Source organism: Sinimarinibacterium thermocellulolyticum (genome assembly GCF_040327995.1).
Classification (GTDB): Bacteria; Pseudomonadota; Gammaproteobacteria; order Nevskiales; family Nevskiaceae; genus Solimonas; species Solimonas thermocellulolyticum.
The window spans coordinates 147,140-168,864 of record NZ_JBEPIJ010000003.1 but is presented as its reverse complement, the minus strand read 5'-3'; the positions used below and the strand labels follow the sequence as shown (position 1 = coordinate 168,864).

At 68.9% G+C, this 21,725-nt stretch carries 16 protein-coding genes; 13 read left to right on the top strand and 3 right to left on the bottom strand.

Annotated elements, in window-relative coordinates; translation table 11 throughout:
• The first annotated feature begins 6 nt into the window (after positions 1-6).
• Positions 7-501: a DUF2062 domain-containing protein gene (locus tag ABSH63_RS03990; RefSeq protein WP_352887643.1), complete on the top strand. Its 495-nt coding sequence runs from the start codon at positions 7-9 to the stop codon at positions 499-501.
• On the opposite strand, the gene arsC is transcribed toward ABSH63_RS03990, so the two are convergent.
• Entirely contained in the window at positions 493-843 is a 351-nt protein-coding gene (gene arsC / locus ABSH63_RS03985; protein WP_352887640.1) for an arsenate reductase (glutaredoxin), read from the bottom strand. The two genes, ABSH63_RS03990 and arsC, sit on opposite strands and share 9 nt — an antisense overlap.
• 151 nt (positions 844-994) lie before the next feature.
• Here arsC and ABSH63_RS03980 point away from each other — a divergent pair, with 151 nt between their 5' ends.
• From ABSH63_RS03980 to ABSH63_RS03960, 5 genes are all read left to right on the top strand, one after another.
• The gene (locus ABSH63_RS03980) at positions 995-1,639 is read left to right on the top strand and encodes a TetR/AcrR family transcriptional regulator (RefSeq protein ID WP_352887637.1); all 645 of its coding nucleotides are present in this window, start codon (positions 995-997) and stop codon (positions 1,637-1,639) included.
• Between the two features lie 123 nt (positions 1,640-1,762).
• The gene (locus tag ABSH63_RS03975) at positions 1,763-4,288 is read left to right on the top strand and encodes a TonB-dependent receptor (protein WP_352887635.1); all 2,526 of its coding nucleotides are present in this window, start codon (positions 1,763-1,765) and stop codon (positions 4,286-4,288) included.
• 10 nt (positions 4,289-4,298) lie between these two features.
• Positions 4,299-5,942, top strand: coding sequence for a long-chain fatty acid--CoA ligase (locus tag ABSH63_RS03970; RefSeq protein WP_352887633.1), 1,644 nt, complete (start codon positions 4,299-4,301; stop codon positions 5,940-5,942).
• A gap of 16 nt (positions 5,943-5,958) precedes the next feature.
• Positions 5,959-6,867 carry an extracellular medium-chain-length polyhydroxyalkanoate depolymerase gene (locus tag ABSH63_RS03965; RefSeq protein ID WP_352887631.1) on the top strand — a complete coding sequence of 303 codons (909 nt, stop codon included), beginning with the start codon at positions 5,959-5,961 and terminating at the stop codon, positions 6,865-6,867.
• 9 nt (positions 6,868-6,876) lie between these two features.
• A complete protein-coding gene (locus tag ABSH63_RS03960) occupies positions 6,877-7,656 on the top strand; it encodes an alpha/beta fold hydrolase (RefSeq protein ID WP_352887629.1) in 780 nt (259 codons plus the stop codon).
• 405 nt (positions 7,657-8,061) lie between these two features.
• Here the strand turns inward: ABSH63_RS03960 and ABSH63_RS03955 are convergent, their stop codons facing one another.
• Both ABSH63_RS03955 and metE read right to left on the bottom strand, forming a co-directional pair.
• Positions 8,062-9,114: an NAD(P)-dependent alcohol dehydrogenase gene (locus ABSH63_RS03955; protein WP_352887627.1), complete on the bottom strand. Its 1,053-nt coding sequence runs from the start codon at positions 9,112-9,114 to the stop codon at positions 8,062-8,064.
• A gap of 111 nt (positions 9,115-9,225) precedes the next feature.
• Entirely contained in the window at positions 9,226-11,571 is a 2,346-nt protein-coding gene (metE, locus tag ABSH63_RS03950; protein WP_352887625.1) for a 5-methyltetrahydropteroyltriglutamate--homocysteine S-methyltransferase, read from the bottom strand.
• A 97-nt stretch (positions 11,572-11,668) separates the two neighbouring features.
• Here metE and ABSH63_RS03945 point away from each other — a divergent pair, with 97 nt between their 5' ends.
• From ABSH63_RS03945 to ABSH63_RS03915, 7 genes are all read left to right on the top strand, one after another.
• Entirely contained in the window at positions 11,669-12,595 is a 927-nt protein-coding gene (locus ABSH63_RS03945; RefSeq protein WP_352887623.1) for a LysR family transcriptional regulator, read from the top strand.
• Positions 12,596-12,650: 55 nt separating this feature from the next.
• Entirely contained in the window at positions 12,651-13,340 is a 690-nt protein-coding gene (gene lexA, locus ABSH63_RS03940; RefSeq protein ID WP_434223241.1) for a transcriptional repressor LexA, read from the top strand.
• A gap of 70 nt (positions 13,341-13,410) precedes the next feature.
• Positions 13,411-14,079 (top strand): translesion DNA synthesis-associated protein ImuA, encoded by a 669-nt coding sequence (imuA, locus tag ABSH63_RS03935; protein ID WP_352887620.1) that lies wholly within the window; start codon positions 13,411-13,413, stop codon positions 14,077-14,079.
• Positions 14,080-14,086: 7 nt separating this feature from the next.
• Entirely contained in the window at positions 14,087-15,529 is a 1,443-nt protein-coding gene (locus tag ABSH63_RS03930; RefSeq protein WP_352887619.1) for a Y-family DNA polymerase, read from the top strand.
• Positions 15,526-18,672 (top strand): error-prone DNA polymerase, encoded by a 3,147-nt coding sequence (locus ABSH63_RS03925; RefSeq protein WP_352887618.1) that lies wholly within the window; start codon positions 15,526-15,528, stop codon positions 18,670-18,672. The genes ABSH63_RS03930 and ABSH63_RS03925 overlap by 4 nt, the downstream gene beginning before the upstream one ends.
• Positions 18,673-18,858: 186 nt before the next feature.
• Positions 18,859-20,472, top strand: a complete 1,614-nt coding sequence (locus tag ABSH63_RS03920; RefSeq protein ID WP_352887616.1) for a class I SAM-dependent DNA methyltransferase — start codon at positions 18,859-18,861, stop codon at positions 20,470-20,472.
• A 73-nt stretch (positions 20,473-20,545) separates the two neighbouring features.
• A complete protein-coding gene (locus tag ABSH63_RS03915) occupies positions 20,546-21,724 on the top strand; it encodes a Fic family protein (protein WP_434223244.1) in 1,179 nt (392 codons plus the stop codon).
• Position 21,725 lies beyond the last annotated feature (1 nt).

Genomic DNA, 21,725 nt, shown 5'->3' with positions numbered 1-21,725 from the left:
ACTCGCGTGAGCAGCACAGCGGAGCAGGCGCAGTTCGGCGGCTTCTGGCAACGCCGCGTCGTCGCACCGATCGTTGGCCAGCTCAAGCAGGGCATCACCCCCGAGAAGATCGCGCTGACGCTCGCGCTCGGCGCCGTGCTCGGCATCTTCCCGATCCTGGGTTCGACGACGATCCTGTGTGCTTTGGTCGGCATCTGGCTCAAGCTCAACCAGCCGGTGATCCAGCTCGTCAATTACTTCATGTACCCGCTGCAGATCGCGCTGCTGCTGCCGTTCTACCGCGCCGGCGAAAGTCTGTTCGGCCAGCCACACGTGCCGATCTTCTCGGTCAATCAGCTGACGCAGCGCTTCCAGGCCTCGCCGATGCAGTTCATGGTCGATTACGGCATGGTCGGCGTCTACGGCATCGTCGTCTGGGCGCTGGTCGCACCGCCGCTGATCGCGGCCCTGTACTACGGCACCCGGCCGCTGCTGCGCGCGCTGGCGCGGCGATCACAGTAGATCGAGGACTTTCTCCGGCGGCCGCCCGAGCGCCGCCCGCCCCTTGTAGATCACGATCGGCCGCTCCAGCAGCTTCGGGTGCTCGGCGAGCACCGCGAGCCATTGCGCATCGCTGAAGCCGTTGTCCTTGCTCAGGCCCAACTCCGCGAACAGCGCCTCCTTGGTGCGTACGAGCTGCAGGGGCTTCACGTCCAGCAGCTTGCAGATCTCGGCCAGCTCGGCCTTGGTCGGCGGCGTCTGCAGGTATTCGATCACCGGCAGCTCGATGCCGCGTTCCTGCAGCAGCTTGACGGTTTCGCGGCTCTTCGAGCAGCGCGGGTTGTGAAGGATGCAGTCGCGCATCGGGTCGGCCTCGTCGAGGAATGGGCCGCGAGTATAGGAAAGTGCCGCTTGGCGGCAGCGGCTTGGTCGGCAACTTAGCACGATCGTTCGTTGACATTTACTAGTTTTTCACTTTATTCTTCTCAGTACTTGAAACGATCGTTCGTTTCCTATGCCCGAGCCTGCTCAGCACCGCCGCGTCGCCGTCGAAAAGGCGCGCCTGCCCGATGCCCCGGCACGCCGCGGCGCCTATCGCGTCGTGCTCGACGCCGCGCTCCGACTGTTCGCCGAACGCGGCTACGGCGGCACCTCGGTGCGCGACATCGCCACGGCCGCCGACGTGCAGCCGGCGACGCTGTATGCGCATTTCCCGTCGAAGGCGCACGTGCTCGCGGAGCTGGTGCGCATCGGCCACGAGGCGCATCACCAGCGCATGCGCGAGGCGCTGCTCGAAGTGCAGCCCTCGCCACGGCTGCAGCTCGCGGCGATGGTGCGCGCGCATGTGTCGATGCACGCCGACTACCCGATGCTCGCGGTCGTCGCCAACGCCGAGTTACACGCGCTGCCGGCCGATCTCGCCGCCCCGGCGCTGCAGCTGCGCCGGCAGAGCGAGCAACTGATGCTGGAGATCGTCGAGCGCGGCTTGCGTATGGGCGAGTTCTCGGTTGCGCAGCCGTGGCTCGCGGTGGCCGCGATCGGTGCGATGGGTCTGCGCGTGGCCCACTGGTACACGCCCGAGTCGGGCATGAGCGTCGACACCGTCGCCGAGGCCTATGTCGAGTTCGCCTGGCGCATCGTCGGCGCAAAGGCGTCGTAGCACATCCGCGCAGGACGGCGCCGCAACGACGGCGCCCCGCGCACGGCGACAGAGGAGACCGCGATGACGTGCGGATGCGGTGACAGACGAGGGCGCGGCCTGCGTCGCTGGCGAGCCAGCCTGATGCTCGCAGGCTTTGCGCTGACGGCGCAGGCGCAGGATCCGGATGCGCTCGACATCTTGCTCGCGCCCGAATCTGATGCCGCCCAGCCGACGCCGGCCGAGGCGGAGGATGCCGCCGAGACGCTGCCAATCGTCGCGGTCGAGCCCGTCTCGGCGGCACCCGAGCCGACGCCCACGCCGCGGCCGGCGCCGAGCGGCCCGCGCCTCGAAGAGATCGTCGTCACCGCGCAGAAGAAGGCGCAGTTCGTCGAGGACGTGCCGATCTCGCTGTCGGTCGTTGATCAAAAGTTCATCGCCAGCTGGGGCATCACCGACGTGCGCGAGGCGATGCTGTTCGTGCCCAACGTCAAGGTGGAGGAGGCCGGCTTCTTCGCCTCGCCGCGCGTGCGCGGCTTCAGCTTCAACAACAACAACAAGGCCTTCGAGCCGCCGGCCGGCATCGCCCTCGACGGCATTCCGTATACCCGCGTCGAGTACTTCAACGCCGCCCTGTTCGACGTGCAGCGCGTCGAGGCGCTGCGCGGCCCGCAGGGCACGACCTTCGGCAAGAACACGACCGCGGGCCTGATCCACGTCGTCACGCAGAACCCGACCGACGACTTCACCGGCTACGCCGACGTGCAGCGCGGTGAACTGAACCGCCTGCGCATCGAGGCCGCCGTCGGCGGCCGGCTGATCGCCGACGTGCTGAACTTCCGCATCGCCGGCCTCTACGACGAGCGCGACGGCTTCATCCGCAACACGACCGCACCGCTGGTGCCGGGGCTGCCGTCGGACCTGCGCTCACAGGGGCGGCGCGGCGTGCGCGCCAAGCTCGACTTCGTCGATCTCTTCGGCGCATCGCTGCGTCTGAGCGTCGAGACCGTCGAACTCGAATCCGGCGGCGCCGGCGCCGAGATGTTCAACGCTAGCGAGCGCATCCAGGCCGTGCTGCGCCGCTACGATCCCGACGTCGACTTCGAGAAGAACAACTACAAGGCCTCGATCGATCAGCCGGACGGCCGCATCGCCAAGATCGAGACGATCAATGCCGAGGCGAGCATGAGCTTCGGCGACTGGAATGTCGTCGCACTCGCCGGTCACTCGGTGCTGAAGAACGAACTTCAGGTCGACACCGATTTCACACCGGCACCGGCGATCTACGGCGAGGACCGCGATCGCTCGCCGACGACGAGCTTCGAGCTGCGCGCCGAATCACCCGAGTTCGACGGCCTGTTCGGCCTGCCGACGCTGTTTGGAACGGACCTCGGATCGAGCAACCTGCTCGTCGGCCTCTACCACCAGCATCGCGAAATCCAGGGCGGCGGCTTCGAGTTTCGCATCGGCACGCTGCCGTTTCTCGAACTGACGCTCGCCGGCACCCAGGACGCGCCCGCCGAAACACTGCTCGCCGCCTTGCCGCCGCAGCTGTTCGCATTGCTGTTCGCCGCGATCCCGGCGAGCCCGCCCGGCGGCGACGCTCTCTTCGAGGAAGTGAGGCAGGGCTTCGAGCAGCAGGCCGACGCCAGCGCCCTGTTCGGCCAATTCGAATGGTCATTCGCCCCGCGCTGGACTGCCCAGCTCGGCCTGCGCTACAGCGTCGAGGACAAGTCCGCACGCTGGAACTCCGTCTACACCTCGCCGGCCCCAAGCGTGCTACTGCCGCTCGCCGGCATCTCGCAGTTCACGGCCGAGCGCTCGCAGTCCGAGGAGCAGGTTCAACCCAAGCTGTCGCTGAACTGGCAGCCAAACGACGACGTGAGCCTGTTCCTGCACTGGGCGCGCGCGTACAAGGGCGGCGGTTTCAACGCCTTCGCCTTCCGCGATCGCGACGACGAACTGGTGTTCCAGCCCGAGGTCGCCACCGAATGGGGCTTCGACTTCAAGGGCTCGCTGCTCGATGGCCGCGCCAAGCTCAACGTCTCGCTGTATCGCCTCGACATCGACGACTTCCAGGTGCTGACGCGCATCCCCGACGCGCTCACCGTCGGCCTGGGCGTAACCAAGGTCGAGAACGCGGCGAAGGCGCGCTCGCAGGGCGTCGAGGCCGACTTCACCTGGCTGGTGACCGGGTGGCTGACGCTGGTCGGCACCGCCGCGTTCAACGACACCGAGTATCTCGACTTCAAGACCAACGACTGTCCGGCAGACATGGACAACACCGACGGCGACGACGACCAGCGCTGCGACGCCACCGGCAAGGCGTTTGCGTTCGCGCCGCGCCAGAGCTACACGCTGTTCGCCAACCTCAGCTTTCCGATCGGCGACGGCGGCCTGCGCTGGGGCTTCGGCGGCGGCGCCGAGTACCAGTCCTTGCAGTACCTCGACATCGACCTCGATCCGCGCAAGACCCAGGCGGGCTTCTTCCGCTATCGCGCCAACCTCGGCATCTCCAATCCGCTGCAGGGCTGGTCGCTGCGCGTCTTCGGCGAGAACCTGAGCGATGCGCGCACCTCGATCCGCCAGGGCGACGTCGTACCCGGACTGTTCGTGAACATCCAGGAAGCGCCGCGGCAGTTCTACGCGCAGCTGCGCTACGAGTTCTGAGGACACCCGCATGCGCTCGACGATGATGACCACACCGCTGACGCTCGACCGCATCCTCGAGCGCGCGCGCATCTTCCACGACGTGCCGATCGTCTCGCGGCGGCCGGATCGTTCGCTCGCGCGCACGACCTACGGCGATCTCTACCGGCGCGCGCGCCAGCTCGCGCAGGCGCTGATCGCCGCCGGCCTGAAACCCGGCGATCGCGTCGCGACGCTGATGTGGAACCACGCGACGCACCTGGAGAGCTACTTCGGCGTGCCCATCGCCGGCGGCGTGCTGCACACGCTCAACTTGCGCCTTCACCCGGATGAGATCGCCTACATCGCCAACCACGCCGGCGATCGTTTCCTGATCGTCGATGACTGCCTGCTGCCGCTGTACGCGAAGTTCTGCGACCAGGTGCGTTTCGAGCGCGTGATCGTCGTGCGCTTCGATGGTGGCATCGATCACGACCACGAGGACTACGACGCCTTCATCGGCGCACACGACGGCGCGTTCGACTACTTGCCGCTCGACGAGAACGCGGCGGCCGGCATGTGCTACACCTCGGGCACGACCGGCCGGCCCAAGGGCGTGGTCTATTCGCACCGCTCCAACGTCCTGCATGCCCTGGCCGAGGCACTGCCGGACGCGATGGGCCTGTCGATGCGCGACGTGCTGCTGCCGGTCGTGCCGATGTTCCACGCCAACGCCTGGGGCCTGCCCTACGTGGCGACGATGGTCGGTTGCGTGCAGGTGTTCCCCGGAGCGCATCTCGACGCGCAAAGCCTGCTCGAACTGATGTCGGAGACCGGCACGACGCTCGCCGGCGGCGTACCGACGATCTGGATGGGCGTGTTGCAACTGCTGCGCGAGCATCCGGGTCGCTGGCCGCTCGCCGACGGCCTGCGCCTGATGGTCGGCGGTTCGGCGCCGCCGCCGGCGCTGATCCAGGGGCTCGCCGAGCATGGCATCCAACTGCATCCGGCCTGGGGCCTGACCGAGACCTCGCCGCTCGCGAGCTTCAACCGCCTGCGCCCGGAACTCGACGCACGCCCGCAGGCCGAGCGCCTGCGCTACGGCGCCAAGGCCGGCATTCCGCTGCCGCTGGTCGATCTGCGCATCGTCAACGAGCAGGGCATCGCGCCCTGGGATGGCCAAAGCGTCGGCGAGATCGAGGTGCGCGGCCCCTGGGTCACGGCGAGCTACCACGAGCGCCCGGACGCGGCCGACCGTTTCAGTGACGACGGCTGGTTCCGCACCGGCGATATCGCCGCGGTCACGCCGGAGGGCTATATCACGATCACCGACCGCGCCAAGGATCTGATCAAGTCCGGCGGCGGACGGATCAGCTCGGTGGATCTGGAAAACGAGCTGATGGCGCATCCGGCGGTCGCCGAGGCCGCGGTCATCGCCGTGCATCACGACAAGTGGATGGAGCGGCCGCTCGCGGTGGTCGTGGTCAAACCCGGCATGCAGGTCAGCGCGGATGAACTGCGCGCGCACCTCAAGGGCAAGGTCGCCGATTGGTGGTTGCCGGACGGCTACGAGTTCATCGACCAGATTCCGCGCACCTCCACCGGCAAGTTCCAGAAACTCAAGTTGCGCGAGATGTTCGCCCACTGGCGCGCACCCGAGGGTCAAGGGGCGGCGCCTTCGACCACCACCGACTGACCCGCAGGAGACGACGATGACGAGGAGAACGGGGGCGCGCGGCCTGGCCGCACTGATGCTGCTCGCGGCGTGCAGCATCTCGACGGGCTGGAGCGGACGTGCCGAAGCGGCGCGCTGCAGCGCCGATGCCGACGGCAACTGGAGCTGCAGCCATCAGCACCGTTACAACTACTACTGGTGCGGCTGGGCCTACGTGCCGCGCGCCGTGCGCTGGCAGGTGCCGGAGGGCACGCCGCCGCCGGGCGGCTGGCCGGTCGCGTTCTACTATGCCGGCACGCAACCGACGGACTTCGACCATGCCTTCGACCGCGACCAGGACGAGGCCTTCGGCATGGGTTACGAGCCGCAGATCATCCACGAACTGCTCGACGATCCGTATCTCACCGGCAAGAAGTACGCGGTGTTCGTCGCCGACCCGCCGGCGTCCGGCGGCTGGGTGCAGGCCTGGCACACCAATGTCGTGCATCCGTACAGCGCGAGCTGCGACGCCCAGTTCTTCCCGGACTTCTTCGGCGAGATCAAGAGCGGCAACTACGGCCCCGCCTCGCAGTACAACATGAACCGGCGTTACGCCTATGGCGCCTCCAGCGGCGGCTTCAACAGCAGCCGCATGGCCGTCACCTACAACAGCGGCAGCGGCAACGCGAACACCTGGCGCGCGCTCGGCATCGTCGCCGCGAGCTACGCGACCTGCTCGTACTCCTGTCCGTCGATCCCGACGCTGCCGGCCAACCATCCGCCGACCAAGTTCTGGCACGGCCAGAACGATCCGCTGGTGCCGCTGACGACGATGCTGGCCTACTACAACAAGCTCGTCAGCGGCGGCTTCACGACGCAGAAGATCGAGCACCCGGGCGGCCACGAGTTCACCGCCGATACGATCGGACCGTCCGGCATCAAGGCCTGGTTCGACCGTCATCCATAGAGCACCCTCATGCCCACCCTACGCCTCGACGACTTCGAGCTGTACTACGAAACCAGTGGCAACGGCACGCCGCTGCTGTTCATCCACGGCCTCGGTTCGAGCGCGCGGGACTGGGAAGCGCAGATAGCGGCGTTCGCGAAGGACTACTTCGTGATCGCCGTCGATCTGCGCGGCCACGGCCGTTCCGGCGATCCGCCAGGGCCGTATCGCATCACTGACTTTTCGCGCGACATCAACCGCCTGCTCGATCACCTCGGCTGCGGTCCGGCGCACGTGGTCGGCGTCTCGCTCGGCGGCGGTATCGCCTTCCAGCTCGCCCTCGACGCGCCCGAGCGCGTGCGCAGCCTCGTCGTCGTCAACAGCGCGCCGGAGATGATTCTGCGCACGCCGCTGCAGAAGTTCGCGATCTGGCAGCGGCGCAAGCTGGTGAAGTGGCTCGGGCTGCCGCGCTTCGGTCAAATCCTCAGCAAGAAGCTGTTCCCCGGTGATCCGGCCCAGGCGCAAACCTTCGCGACGCGCTTCGCCGGCAATCGCGAGCGACCCTACACCGACACACTCAATGCGCTGATCGGCTGGAGCATCGCCGATCGCCTCGGCGAGATCCGCATACCGACGCTGATTCTCGCCGCCGACCAGGATTACACCCCGGTCGATTTCAAGCGCGCCTACACCGCACAGATGCCCAATGCCGAGCTGGTCGTGATTCCCGACTCGCGCCACGCGCTGCCGATGGAGCGTCCCGAGGCCTTCAATCGCGCGCTGGCTGCATTTCTCGGTAAGCCCGGGTGAGGCCGGTGATCACCAAGCGCGGTGCGCGCTACGCCACGACCTCCCTGCCGCACTGGGCGATCACGGACAGTCCGAAATTGCCGAAGAGGGTTCGGAGCCTGCTCGAGTCGCCCCAATCATCCATCTGGATCCGTACGGCGATCTTGTGAAGGATCGCCATCAAACACGCCTTGAGGTGTGATGACATGCCCGTTTCCGGGAAAAGGCGCCGCGTAATTTCAGGCGTCCGGCCACCAATTGCTTCGCATCGAGCTCGAGCATGCGGCCGCTGTCAAGGAACGTCAGGCACACTATACCGATCCGTTCGATCGCCTCCTCGTCGCTCAGGCTTCGCTAAAGCCCATGCGGCTCATCACCCACGATCCACTCGTGGCGCGCTACTGCGATACCGTCATCTAGCCTCGGCTATGGCTTGAGCGAGGCCATGTCGATGACGAAGCGATAGCGCACGTCGCTGCGTAGCATGCGTTCATAGGCCTCGTTGATGGCCTGCATGGGAATCCGCTCGATGTCGGCGACGATGCCGTGTTCGCCGCAGAAGTCGAGCATCTCCTGGGTCTCGGCAATGCCGCCGATCAGCGAGCCGGCGATGCTGCGGCGCTGGAACACGAGGTTGCCGACGTTCGGCGCCGCGTGTGGCTTGTCGGGCACGCCGATCAGCACCAGGGTGCCGTCGCGCTTGAGGGTGCGCAGGTAGGCGTCGAGGTCGTGCGACGCGGCGATCGTGTCGAGCACCAGATCGAAGCGGCGCGACTGCGCCTTCATCTGCGCGCGATCGCTGGAGAGGATGACGTCGTCGGCGCCGAGGCGCCGCGCATCCTCGGCCTTGGCTGGCGAGGTCGTGAACAGGCCAACACGCGCACCCATGGCCTTGGCCAGCTTGACCGCCATGTGGCCGAGACCACCGAGACCGACGACGCCGACGCTCATGCCCGGCTGCACCTTCCAGTGCCGCAGCGGCGAGTAGGTGGTGATGCCGGCGCACAGCAGTGGCGCGGCGGCCGCGGGATCGAGCGACTCGGGCATACGCAGCACGAAGGCCTCGTCGACGACGATGCGCGTCGAGTAGCCGCCATAGGTCACGCCGCCGCTGTGCTTGTCGGGCGCGTTATAGGTGCCGGTGGAGCCGCGCTCGCAGTACTGCTCCAGTCCGTCGACGCAGCTCGCGCACTGCCGGCACGAATCGACCAGGCAGCCGACACCGACGAGCTGCCCCGGCGCAAAGCGCGTGACCGCGGAACCGACGGCGGTCACGCGACCGACGATCTCGTGGCCCGGCACGATCGGATACACGGTGCCGGCCCAGTCGCTACGCGCCGCATGCAGGTCGGAGTGACAGACGCCGCAGTAGAGGATGTCGATGTCCACGTCCTGCGCGCGCGGCGTGCGCCGCTTCAGCGTCCACGGCGCCAGCGGCGTGGTGGCGGACTGGGCGGCGTAGGCGCGGGTGATCGACATCAGCGGCTCCGGATCGGGAAACTGGGGCCGCATGTATAGCAGACCAGCGCGACGGCGATGTGGCCCGCGTGAGCCCCGGCGCCGCGACGCCGGCGGCGCAACTCACGGCACCTATACCGGCATCGGCAATGCAGCGTCGCCGGAGCCTGCCGGGCTGCGCGCCCGATCATTCCCCACGCTGCGCGCCGAGATCTGCGCGCGCAGCGCACAAGCGCTTGCCACCATGCGTGCCAGGGCAGCCTCCACTTCGGGCCACGCGCGGGTCTTGAGGCCGCAGTCGGGATTGACCCACAGCCGCTCGGCCGGCACACACTGCAGCGCGCGTTCGAGCAGGGCCGTCATCTGCGCCTGACTTGGAACGTGCGGGGAATGCACGTCGAAGACGCCGGGACCGATGTGGTTCGGATACTCGAACTCGGCGAAACCCTCGAGCAGCTGCATATGCGAACGCGCAGTCTCGATGGTGATCACGTCGGCGTCCAGCGCCGCGATCGCCGACAGGATGTCGTTGAACTCGGAATAGCACATGTGCGTGTGGATCTGCGTGTCGTCGCGCACGCCGGCGGCGGTGATGCGAAACGCACGCACCGCCCAGTCGAGATAAGCCGGCCAGTCGGCCCGCTTCAAGGGCAGCCCCTCGCGTAAGGCCGGCTCGTCGATCTGGATGATCGGGATGCCAGAGCGCTCCAAATCCACGACCTCGTCGCGCAGCGCGAGCGCAAGCTGCAACGCCACGTCCTGCCTGGGCAGATCGTCGCGCACGAAGCTCCAGAACAGCATCGTCAGCGGGCCGGTGAGCATGCCTTTCATCGGCTTGTCGGTGAGGCTCTGCGCGTAAGCGGACCAGGCGACCGTCATCGGCCTGGGCCGCGCAACGTCGCCGTAGATCACCGGCGGCTTGACGCAGCGCGAGCCGTAGCTCTGCACCCAGCCGTGCCGGGTGAAGGCAAAGCCGTCGAGCTGCTCGCCGAAGTACTCGACCATGTCGTTGCGCTCGGCCTCGCCGTGCACGAGCACGTCCAGACCCAAGGCCTCTTGCCTTTCGACGCAGCGCCGGATCTCGGACTTCATCGCGGCGAGGTAGTCGGCCTCGGACTGCTCGCCGGCCTTGTACGCGGCGCGCACGGCGCGGATCTCGGCGGTCTGCGGGAAGGAGCCGATCGTCGTCGTCGGCAGCAGCGGCAGTCCCAGGCGCGCCTGCTGCGCCTCGATCCGCCGCGAAAAGTCCGAGCGGCGCTCTGCGGCCGCCGGCGTGAGGGCGGCGACACGCTCGCGCACGGCCGCCACCGTGGTGCTCGGCGCGCGGCGGCGGTCCTCGATCGCCTGCGCGCTCGCCTGTAAGGCCGGCCAGATCGCGGCCTCGCCTTGGTCGAGCGCGCGCTTGAGCAGCGCGAGTTCATCCAGCTTCTGGTTGGCGAAGGCCATCCAGTTCTTGATGCGCGGATCGAGCCGGGTCTCCTGCGCCAGATCGTGCGGCACGTGCAAGAGCGAGCACGACGCCGACACCCACAGGCGCTCACCAAGCTGCGCCTTCGCCGGATGCAGCACCGCCAGCGCCCGGGCAAGATCGGTGCGCCAGACGTTGCGGCCGTCGACGACGCCCAGCGACAGCACTTTGTCGTGCGGATACTCGCGCAGGAACACCTGAAGCTGCTGCGGCGATCGCACGAGATCCAGATGCAGGCCGGCGACCGGCAGCGAGGTGAGCAGCGTCGCGTGCTCGCTCACGTCGCCGAAGTAGGTCGCGAGCAGCATCGGCGGCGCCGCCGGCGCGAGTTCCCGATACACCGTGCGATAGGCGGTGAGCCATTCGGCCGGCAGATCGAGCGCGAGGATCGGCTCGTCGAGCTGCAACCAGGCCACGCCGCGACGCTTCAACTCCGCGACGGCGGCGTAGTAGACGTTGAGCAGCCTCGACAGCAGGCGCAGCTTGTCGAAGCCCGGGGCGGCGGCAGACAGCCACAGCCAGGTCAGCGGCCCCGGCAGCACCGCCTTGACCCTGTAGCCCTGAGCCAGCGCCTCGTCGACTTCCGGGAACAACCAGTCGCGGTCCAGGGCCAGGCGCAGGTCCTCCGACAGCTCCGGCTGCAGATAGTGGTAGTTGGTGTCGAACCACTTTTTCATCGCCAGCGCCGGCTGCGCCGGGGTGCCGCGCGCCATCGCGAAATAGCCGGCCAGGTCGATCTCGTCCAGGCCGAAGCGCGCCGGCGCCGCCGAGCACAGCGCGGTGGCGTTGTGCAGGTGATCGTAGAACGCGAAATCGCCGACGGTGATGAGATCCAGGCCCGCGGCCTCCTGCAAGGCCCAGTGCCGCAGCCGCAGCTCGCGTCCCACCGCCCGCAGGCCGGCCTCGTCCAGTGCGCCCCTCCAGTACGCCTCGACGGCGGTCTTGAGCTCGCGCTGCGCGCCGATACGGGGAAAGCCCAGCACATGGGCCTGAGTGGCTGCCGGTGTCATGCCATGCGTCTCGATGAAGCGATCGGGAGCGGCAGGATCGGCCTGCGAGTAGTATTTGTCTATCTCATAATTTTCACGTCTGTATTGAATTCATCTCATGCCCTCGATGCTCGAACTGCGCCATCTGCGCACCCTGCTCGCGCTGCGCGACACCGGCAGCCTGTCCAAGTCCGCCGAACGCCTGCACCTGACGCAATCGGCGCTGTCGCACCAGTTGCGCATGCTGGAGACGCAGTACGGCACGCCGCTGGTCGAGCGCGACGCGCGCCCGCTGCGCTTCACCGCCGCCGGACGGCGGCTGATGGAACTGGCGCAAACGGTGCTGCCGCAGGTGGAGGACGCCGAGCGGCACATCGCCCAGCTCGTCCAGGGCGCGGCCGGCCAGTTGCGCATCGCCGTCGAATGCCACACCTGCTTCGACTGGCTGATGCCGGCGATGGATGCCTTCCGCGAACGCTGGCCGGACGTGGAGATGGACCTCGTCTCCGGCTTTCAGAGCGATGTGCCGAGCCTGCTCGAACGCGGCGCGGCCGAACTCGTCATCGTCCACGACCGGCCGCGCTCGCGCCCGGGCACGGCGTTCCTGCCGCTGTTCCGCTACGAGTGCGTGGCGCTGATGTCGCCCAAGCATCCGCTGACGGCGCGCCAGTGGCTGCGCGCGCAGGACTTCGCGGACTCGGTGCTGATCACCTACCCGGTGCCGGACGAGATGCTCGATGTGTTCAAGCACCTGCTCACGCCGGCCGGCATCAAGCCGCGCCAGCGTACCGCCGAACTCACGGTCGCGATCCTGCAGCTCGTCGCCAGCAACCGCGGCATCGCCGCCCTGCCGCGCTGGAGCGTGCAACCCTATCTGCAACGCGGCTACGTCGCCGCGCGCCGCATCGGCAGAGAAGGCCTGTGGTGCGAGCTGCACGCCGCCATCCCGGCGAGCCTCGCCGGCGCCGCCTATGTGCAGGAATTCGTGCAACTGATCCGCGACGTCGGCCTGAAGTCGCTGGAGGGCACGGCGATGCTGGCGTGACGCATCGGGCCGAATGACTGTTCATATTGACAGTCTCGATGCGATCGGAGACTGTATGCACAAACAGTCATTCGGGCAGACCATGGACACGCCGCTCACGCCGCGCCAGCAGCAGATCCTCGCCTTCATCCGCCGCCATCTGGCCAAGCAGGGCATTCCGCCGACGCGCGCGGAGATCACCACGGCCTTCGGTTTTCGCTCGCCGACCGCGGCCGAGGACCACCTGCGCGCGCTCGCGCGCAAGGGCGCGATCGAGCTCTTGCCCGGCGCCTCGCGCGGCATCCGCGTGCTCGCTGACGAGGACGCCGCCGCCCGCGCGGGCGATGACCTGCCACTGGTCGGCCGCGTCGCCGCCGGCGCCCCGATCCTTGCGCAGGAGTCGGTGGAGTCCTGGTACAAGATCGACCGCCGGCTGTTCCACCCGCAGCCGGACTTCCTGCTGCGCGTGCAGGGCTGGTCGATGCGCGATGCCGGCATCTTGCCGGGCGACCTGCTCGCGGTGAAACGCGTGGCCACCGCGAACAACGGCGAGATCGTGGTCGCGCGCATGGGCGAGGACGTCACCGTCAAGCGCTTCGAGCGGCGCGGCGACATCGTGCGCCTGCTGCCGGCGAACCCGGACTTCGCCCCGATCCGCATCGACCTGTCGCGCCAAGAGCTGGTGATCGAAGGCCGCGCGGTCGGCCTGCTGCGCACCGGTGGCTTCGCCGGCCCGGCGCCGGTGCCGCTGCGCGGGGCTGTATGACTGCGCACGGCCGGGGCCCTCACGTGTCCGGTTGCGGCCATCCATGGCGGAACGTTCGGAGCACTTGGCGATGAGAGCGGGTCATCGCCAAAGTCTGCCTGCTCACCCATACCTGTGGCGCGGAGCGGACGCCGCGCCGCTACGTGCGCAGGCGACCGGCTGGACCGCGCTCGATGCCTTGCTGCCGGGCGGCGGCTGGCCCTGCGGCGCACTCAGCGAGGTGCTGTATCCGCAGCCGGGCGCCGGCGAGCTGACGCTGGTCCTGCCGCTGCTGGCGCGGCTGACGGGCAAGGCGCAGACCGTCGCCTTCATCGCCCCACCTTTTGCGCTGCACGCGCCGGCGCTCGCGCGCGCCGGTGTGGACTTGCCCCACACCCTGGTCGTCGAGACGCGGAACGACCCCGATGCACTGTGGAGCGCCGAGCAGTTGCTGCACGCACGCACCGGGGCGGTGCTGCTGTGGGCTCAGGACATCCCGACCACGGCGATGCGCCGGCTGCAGCTCGCGGCCGAACGAGGCGACGGCCTGGCGCTGCTGCTGCGACCGTCCGCGGCGGCCGCGGCGGCCTCGGTCGCCGCGCTGCGCCTTGGCATCGAACGCATCGGCGGCGTGCCGACGGTGGAGGTGCTCAAGTGTCGCGGTGCGCGGCCGGTGCAAAAAATCACCTTGGCGGCGCCGGCGCCGCCGCATCGGCCAGCGGCACTGCCGGCGCGCGGCGTCCGACTCTCGTTCGCATGAAGCGGCGATGCTCTGGCTGTGCCTGCATTGTCCGCATCTGCCGGCGGAAGCCCTGGGGCTCCGCGATCCGCTCGATGCCGTGACCGACGGCCGCGGCGCGCAGCGCTGGCTGATCACGCCGGGCGCCGGCATCGCCGCCGGTACCGCGCTCGGCGATGCGCTCGCGCGCCAGCCGCTGCTGCGTGCGCACGCACGCAAACCCGCCGCCGAACGCGCCGCGCTCAAACGCCTGGCGCATGCGCTGTACCGCTACGGCAGCCCGGTGAGCGCCGCGATCGAGGAGCTGCCCGAACCCGGCCGTGCGCCGCGCGCCTTCGCCTGGGTCGAGATCGGGCGCAGCCTGCGCCTGTTCGGTGGGCTCGACGCGCTGCGCGACGCGATCCGCGCCGACCTGACGGCCTTGCAGCAGTCGGCCCAGCTCGGCATCGCGCCGACCCGTGACGGCGCGGCCCTGCTCGCCCTCGCCGGCCAGACCGCACCGGCGTTGTCCCTGACGGCGCTGGAACCGCGTCTGGCCGAGTTGCCGGTCTGGCTGCTGGCCTGGCCAAAAGCCCAGATCGACGCGCTCAATGGCATGGGCCTGCGCCGACTCGGGGATTTGTTCGCCCTGCCGCGCGCCGGTTTCGCACGGCGCTTCGGCGTCGAGCGCCTGCACACCCTCGACCGCCTGCGCGGCCGCGTCCCCGATGCGGTGCAGGCGATCGTCCCGCCGCCGGTGTTCCGGCGCCGCTTCGCGCTGCCGGAGGAGACGGTCCACCTCGAATCGCTGCTGTTTCCGCTGCGCCGCATGAGCTACGAGCTGCAAGGCTGGTTGCGTGCGCGCGACACCGGCGTGCGCGGTCTCGTGCTCGAATGCGAGCACGCGCACGCACGGCGCACGCGCCTGGGCCTGCGCTTCGTGTGCGCACACCGCGACGGCGCGCGCCTGTTCGATGCCTTGCGCACACGCCTGGAGCGCGAGGCGCTGGCCGCGCCGGTGCGCGCCCTGCACCTGCACGCGACCGAGCTGGGCGCGGTATCCGGCGGCCAGCTCGCGCTGTTCGACGGCCGCAGCGACGCGCAGCTGCAGTGGGCCGAAACCGTCGAGCGCCTGCTCGCGCGGCTCGGCGAGCACGCGCTGTGGACACCGGCCGTGGTCGAGGACCATCGCCCGGAACGCGCGACGGCGCAGCGCAGCCCGCTGTGCGGCACGCCGCCGGGTGGCGGGCCCGGCACCGGGCCTGGCGCCACCGCCGGCGCGCCGGAGCGTCCCTTGTGGCTGCTGCCGCATCCGGTCGCGCTGACGCAAGCCCCGCGCGTGCTCGACGCCGTCGAGCGCATCGAAAGCGGTTGGTGGGACGGCGCCGACGCGCGGCGCGACTATCACATCGCCGACGCACCGCACGCGCGCGCCTGGGTGTATCGCGATCTCGCCGACGGGCGCTGGTACCTGCACGGCTGGTTCGCATGAACGCGGCGCCGGCGTACGTCGAGCTGCATGCGCTGTCCGCCTTCAGCTTCCAGCGCGGCGCCTCCCTGCCCGAGGAGCTGGTCGAGCGCGCGCTCGCGCTCGGCTATGCCGGGCTCGCGCTCACCGACGAGTGCTCGATGGCCGGCATCGTGCGCGCGTGGAAGCACGCCCGTGACGACTGCGCGCGGCCCGACTGGCCGCTGATCGCCGGCGCCGAGTTCACGCTCGCCGACGGCCCCAAGTTCGTGCTCCTGGCGCAGACGCAGGCCGGTTATGCCGGCATCTGCGCGGCGATCACGCGCGCACGCCGCAACGCCGCCAAGGGCCGCTATCGGCTCAGCCGCGCCGACTTCGACGCCGGCACCGCGCAAACCTGCGCGCTGTGGATTCCGCGCGATGCCGACGCACCACACGAGCTGGACTGGCTGCACGCGCGCTACGCCGGGCGGCTGTGGATCGCCGTCGAGCTGCATCGAGACGGTCACGACGGTGCGCGCCTGCAGCGGCTGCGCGCGCTGTCGCGCCACCACGGCGTGCCGCTGGTGGCCTGCGGCGACGTGCACATGCACGTGCGCGCACGCCGCCCCCTGCAGGACGTGATGACGGCGCTGCGCCACCGTCTGCCGGTGTCGCGTTGCGGTCCGCGCCTGTTCGCCAACGGCGAGCGTCATCTGCGCACGCGCGCGCAGCTCGCCGCGCTGTATCCGCCGGAGCTGCTGCGCGAGACCCTCGCCGTCGCCGAGCGCTGCGCCTTCCGGCTCGACGCGCTGCGTTACGAATACCCACGCGAGCTCGTCGGCCCCGGCCACACGCCCAGCAGTTGGCTGCGCACCTTGGTCGAACGTCACCTGCCCGAACGCTGGCCCGAGGGCTGCCCGCGCGCGGTGCGCGAAACCCTCGAGCGGGAACTCGCGCTGATCGCGGAAAAAGGCTACGAGGCCTTCTTCCTCACCGTCTACGACATCGTCCGCTACGCGCGCGAGCGCGGCATCCTCTGTCAGGGCCGCGGCAGCGCCGCGAACTCGGCGGTCTGCTACACGCTGGGAATCACCGAAGTCTCGCCCGAGTTCACCGAGCTGCTGTTCGAGCGCTTCATTTCCAAGGAGCGTGACGAACCGCCGGACATCGACGTGGATTTCGAACACGAGCGCCGCGAGGAGGTGATCCAGTACGTCTACCGCAAGTACGGCCGCGAACGCGCCGCGCTCGCGGCGACGGTCATCCGCTACCAACCGCGCTCGGCGTTGCGTGACGTCGGCCGCGCGCTCGAGATCGGCGCGGACGTCGTCGATCGCCTCGCCAAGTCGCTCGCCTGGTGGGACGAAGCGGCCGATCTGCCCGAGCGCCTGCGCGCCGCCGGGGTCGATCCGGAGGCGCCGCAGATCGCGCTGTGGCTGCGGCTGGCACGCGAGCTGGTCGGCTTTCCGCGGCACCTGTCACAGCATGTCGGCGGCTTCGTGATTTCCGACGCGCCACTGTCGACGCTGGTGCCGGTGGAGAACGCGGGCATGCCCGAGCGCACCATCATCCAGTGGGACAAGGACGACCTGGAGGCGCTGGGTCTGCTCAAGGTCGACGTGCTCGCGCTGGGCATGCTCAGCGCGCTGCGTCGCAGCTTCGAGCTGCAACGCGCGTTCGATGGCACCGCGCTGCAGTTGCGCGGCATTCCGCAAAACGATGCGCAGACCTACGCGATGATCCGGCGCGCCGAGACGATCGGCGTGTTCCAGATCGAGTCGCGCGCGCAGATGTCGATGCTGCCGCGGCTCCAGCCGCGCGACCTCTACGACATCACCGTGCAGGTCGCGATCGTGCGGCCCGGCCCGATCCAGGGCGGCATGGTGCATCCCTACCTGAAGAATCGCATGCAGGCGCTGCGGCAGCCCGAGGCCGCATCGTCCCTCGGCGCCTTGCACGCGCTGCTCGAAGGCGCGCGCGCGGACAAGCAAGAGGCGCTGCTGCGGGTGCTGGCGCGCACGCACGGCGTGCCGATCTTCCAGGAACAGGTGATGCGCATCGCCATCGTCGCCGCCGACTTCTCGCCCGGCGAGGCCGACCGGCTGCGGCGCTCGATGGCGGCATGGAAACGCGACGGCGGCCTGGAAAAATGGGAACACCGGCTCAAGGCGGGCATGGCGCGCAACGGCTTTTCGCCGGCGTTCGCCGAGCGCATCTACCAGCAGATCCTCGGCTTTGGCGCCTACGGCTTTCCCGAGAGCCACGCCGCGAGTTTCGCCCTGCTCGCCTACGCCAGCGCCTACATGAAATGCCATTACCCGGCGGCATTCTTCGCCGGCCTGCTGAACAGCCAGCCGATGGGCTTTTATCCGCCGTCGATGCTGGTCGGCGAGGCACGCCGCATGGGCGTCGACGTGCGGCCGGTCGACGTATGTCATAGCCAGTGGGACTGCACGCTCGAACGCGGCACCGACGCAAGACCGGCGCTGCGACTGGGGCTGCGCCTGATCGCCGGCTTGCCCGCCGCGGCCGCGCAGCGCATCGTCCGCGCGCGCGCACTGCAACCGTACCGGAGCGTCGACGATCTGGCGCAGCGCGCCGCTTTGTCGCGGCGCGAACTCGATCTACTCGCCGGCGCCGACGCGCTCGCCGCACTCGCCGGCCATCGCCACGCGGCGCGCTGGCAGGCGCGCGGCCACGAGCGGCTCGACGGCCTGCTGCGCACGGCGCAGTGCGCGGACGACGCCGTCGCGCTCGACGCACCGACCGAAGGCGAGGACATCCTCGCCGATTACCGCAGCATGCACCTGACGCTGCGGCGCCATCCGGTCGCACTGCTGCGTCCGCGCCTTGCGCGCGCACGCGTCACCCCGAGCGGCGCCTTGGCCCGCGGCCGCGACGGCGAGGCCGTGCGCGTCGCCGGCATCGTCATGTTCCGCCAGCGCCCGGGCTCGGCCAAGGGCACGATGTTCGTGACCCTCGAAGACGAAACCGGCATCGTCAACTTGATCGTGCGCCCGGCGCTGATCGAAGCCGAACGCAGCGCCGTCGTCGGCGCGCGCTTGCTCATCGTGCAGGGGCGCCTGCAATGTCAGCAGAGCGTCATCCACGTCGTCGCCGAACGCTGCTTCGACCGCTCCCACTGGCTCGGCGAACTCCCCTACCTGTCACGGGATTTCCGCTGAGCGCCGGCGCATGTTCCAGGGGCTTGGGTCGCCTCCGCCCACTGCCTCGGCCTCGCAGGGGCGGTTCTGCAAATCGCCTGACCGCCCGGCTCAGCCGCTCATCCGCAGTGCGCGGATCGCATGCAAGGCACACCGCCCATGCCGCGGCAGCCCCGAGCGACGCGCATCCCGCGTAGGATTCTCGTCATGGCAAAGAACGACACGAAAAAGCGCGATGGCCGCGAGGGCAATGGCGCGACCATCGGTTACGAAGCCCAGCTCTGGCAAATGGCCGACGCGCTGCGCGGCTCCATGGACGCCGCCGAGTACAAGCACGTCGTCCTCGGCCTTATCTTTCTCAAGTACATCTCCGATGCCTTCGAGGAGCAGCACGCGCGGCTTGAGGCCGAGCGCGACCAGGGCGCCGATCCGGAGGACCCGGACGAATACCGCGCGGTCAACATCTTCTGGGTGCCGCCCGAGGCGCGTTGGGCACACCTCAAAGCCCAGGCCCGCCAGAGCACCATCGGCCAGCTCGTCGACGACGCCATGGCCGGCATCGAGCGCGACAACCCGGCGCTCAAGGGCGTGCTGCCCAAGGACTACGCCCGGCCCGCGCTCGATAAGCAGCGCCTCGGCCAGTTGATCGACATGATCAGCGACATCAAGGTCGGCGACGAGGCAAGCCGCACCAAGGACGTGCTCGGCCGCGTGTACGAGTACTTCCTCTCGCAGTTCGCAAGCAGAGAGGGCAAAAAAGGCGGCGAGTTCTACACGCCGCGCTGCGTGGTGAAGCTCTTGGTCGAAATGCTCGAACCTTACCGGGGCCGCGTCTACGACCCCTGCTGCGGCTCATCCGGCATGTTCGTGCAGTCGGTGGAGTTCATCCGCGCACACGCCAACGGCAATGGGAACGGCGGGAAGGCGAAAGCCGACATCTCGATCTACGGCCAGGAGTCGAACTACACGACCTGGCGGCTCGCCAAGATGAACCTCGCCATCCGCGGCATCGACGGCCAGATCGCGCACGGCGACACCTTCCACAACGACCGCTTCCCAGACCTCAAGGCCGACTTCATCCTCGCCAATCCGCCGTTCAACGTCTCCGACTGGGGCGGCGAGCGCCTACGCATTGATGCGCGCTGGCAGTACGGCGTGCCGCCCGCCGGCAACGCCAACTTCGCCTGGGTGCAGCACATCGTCCACCACCTCGCGCCCGCGGGCGTCGCCGGCTTCGTGCTGGCCAACGGCTCGATGTCGTCGAACCAGTCCGGCGAGGGCGAGATTCGCAAGAACCTGATCGAGGCCGACCTCGTGGACTGCATGGTGGCGCTGCCCGGCCAGCTCTTCTACTCGACGCAGATTCCCGCGTGCCTGTGGTTCCTCGCGCGCGACCGCAGCTCGTCTACTACCGGCGCCGCCAAGGCGGCGCCTGGGGGCAAGTTCCGGGACCGCCGCGGCGAAATCCTCTTCATCGACGCCCGCAAGCTCGGCCGCATGGTGGACCGCACCCACCGCGAGCTGACCGACGAGGACATCGCCCGCATCGCCACCACCTACCACGCCTGGCGCGGCGAGAAGGAAGCCGGCGGATACGCCGACGTGCCCGGCTTCTGCAAGAGCGCGACGCTTGAGGAAATCCGCAAGCACGGCCACGTGCTCACGCCCGGCCGCTACGTCGGCGCGGAGGCCGTCGAAGATGATGGCGAGCCGTTCGAGGAGAAGATGAAGCGTCTCGTCGCGCAACTGCGCGAGCAGCAGGCCGAGGCTTTGAGGCTCGATGCCGCGATCGCCGCCAACTTGAAGGAGCTGGGGTTTTGAAGGCAGCGTTGACGATACTAGCGTAATCGCACCATATTAAACGCATTGTTTATCATGGATCGGGTTGCGCACCATGAGTAACGCAAGGGATAACAAGGCCGGTCGCGCCGGGCGCTACGTGAGCCAATCGACCGGCTACCGTGCCTTTCTCCCGGCGCCGCTGCCGCCCGACCCGCCTGTCGATCTGGACGGCGCCCTGCGCGATCGGCTCTCCGCCGCCGACTACGCGCTCGGGCGGCTGGACGGCGCGGTGCTCACGCTCCCCAACCCGGACCTGTTCGTGTTCATGTACGTGCGCAAGGAGGCGGTGCTCTCCAGCCAGATCGAAGGCACCCAGTCTTCGCTGCAGAACCTGCTCGCGGCCGAGGCGCACCTCTTCGACCCCGACACGCCCAAGGACGTGCAGGAAGTCGCCAACTACGTGCGCGCCATGAACCATGGACTCGCGCGCCTCGCCAAGCTGCCGGTCTCCGTGCGCCTGATCCGCGAGATCCACACCGAACTGATGCGAGGCGTGCGCGGCGGGCGGCTGCAGCCGGGCGAACTGCGCACGAGCCAGGACTGGATCGGCCCGGCCGGTTGCACCCTGGCGACCGCCACCTTCGTACCGCCGCCGCCCCACGAGGTGCCCCAGGCACTTTCCGACCTGGAGCGCTTCATCCACGACGGTGGCGGCCTGCCTCCACTGGTGCAGGTGGCCCTCGTCCATGCCCAGTTCGAAACCATCCACCCCTTCCTCGACGGCAACGGACGCGTCGGGCGACTGCTCATCACCTTCCTCCTCACCGAAAAACGCTTGTTGACCAAACCGGTGCTCTACCTCTCGCACTACTTCAAGCAGCACCGGGCCGAGTACTACGACCGGCTGCAGGCGGTTCGCGATGCGGGCGACTGGGAGGGCTGGCTCGCGTTCTTTCTCGATGGCGTCATCGCCACGAGCCGCGAGGCAACCGCCACCGCAGCCGCCATCCTGCGCATGCGCGAGGGCTACCGCGCGAAGATCACCGAACGGCTCGGCCGCGCCGCCGCCAACGGCCAGCGTGTGATGGATCGGCTGTTCGACCACCCCATCGTCTCGGTGGCCACCGTGCGCGAGTGGCTCGACATCACCCCGGCTGGCGCCAACCAGATCGTCGCGCGCCTCGAAGGCATCGGCCTGCTCCGCGAGATCACCGGCTACGCCCGCAACCGGCGCTTCCGCTTCGAGCCGTACCTGCGCTTGTTCGAGGAACCACAGGACATGCAGCCATGAA

Bases quoted from the DNA above. Each gene is read 5' to 3' on its own strand.
- ABSH63_RS03965 (WP_352887631.1), top strand. From the start codon at position 5,959: ATGACGAGGAGAACGGGGGCGCGCGGCCTGGCCGCACTGATGCTGCTC.
- ABSH63_RS03975 (WP_352887635.1), top strand. From the start codon at position 1,763: ATGCTCGCAGGCTTTGCGCTGACGGCGCAGGCGCAGGATCCGGATGCG.
- ABSH63_RS03925 (WP_352887618.1), top strand. From the start codon at position 15,526: ATGAACGCGGCGCCGGCGTACGTCGAGCTGCATGCGCTGTCCGCCTTC.
- ABSH63_RS03915 (WP_434223244.1), top strand. From the start codon at position 20,546: ATGAGTAACGCAAGGGATAACAAGGCCGGTCGCGCCGGGCGCTACGTG.
- ABSH63_RS03945 (WP_352887623.1), top strand. From the start codon at position 11,669: ATGCCCTCGATGCTCGAACTGCGCCATCTGCGCACCCTGCTCGCGCTG.
- ABSH63_RS03960 (WP_352887629.1), top strand. From the start codon at position 6,877: ATGCCCACCCTACGCCTCGACGACTTCGAGCTGTACTACGAAACCAGT.
- lexA (WP_434223241.1), top strand. From the start codon at position 12,651: ATGCACAAACAGTCATTCGGGCAGACCATGGACACGCCGCTCACGCCG.
- ABSH63_RS03970 (WP_352887633.1), top strand. From the start codon at position 4,299: ATGCGCTCGACGATGATGACCACACCGCTGACGCTCGACCGCATCCTC.
- ABSH63_RS03980 (WP_352887637.1), top strand. From the start codon at position 995: ATGCCCGAGCCTGCTCAGCACCGCCGCGTCGCCGTCGAAAAGGCGCGC.
- metE (WP_352887625.1), bottom strand. From the start codon at position 11,571: ATGACACCGGCAGCCACTCAGGCCCATGTGCTGGGCTTTCCCCGTATC.
- arsC (WP_352887640.1), bottom strand. From the start codon at position 843: ATGCGCGACTGCATCCTTCACAACCCGCGCTGCTCGAAGAGCCGCGAA.
- ABSH63_RS03955 (WP_352887627.1), bottom strand. From the start codon at position 9,114: ATGTCGATCACCCGCGCCTACGCCGCCCAGTCCGCCACCACGCCGCTG.
- imuA (WP_352887620.1), top strand. From the start codon at position 13,411: ATGAGAGCGGGTCATCGCCAAAGTCTGCCTGCTCACCCATACCTGTGG.
- ABSH63_RS03920 (WP_352887616.1), top strand. From the start codon at position 18,859: ATGGCAAAGAACGACACGAAAAAGCGCGATGGCCGCGAGGGCAATGGC.
- ABSH63_RS03930 (WP_352887619.1), top strand. From the start codon at position 14,087: ATGCTCTGGCTGTGCCTGCATTGTCCGCATCTGCCGGCGGAAGCCCTG.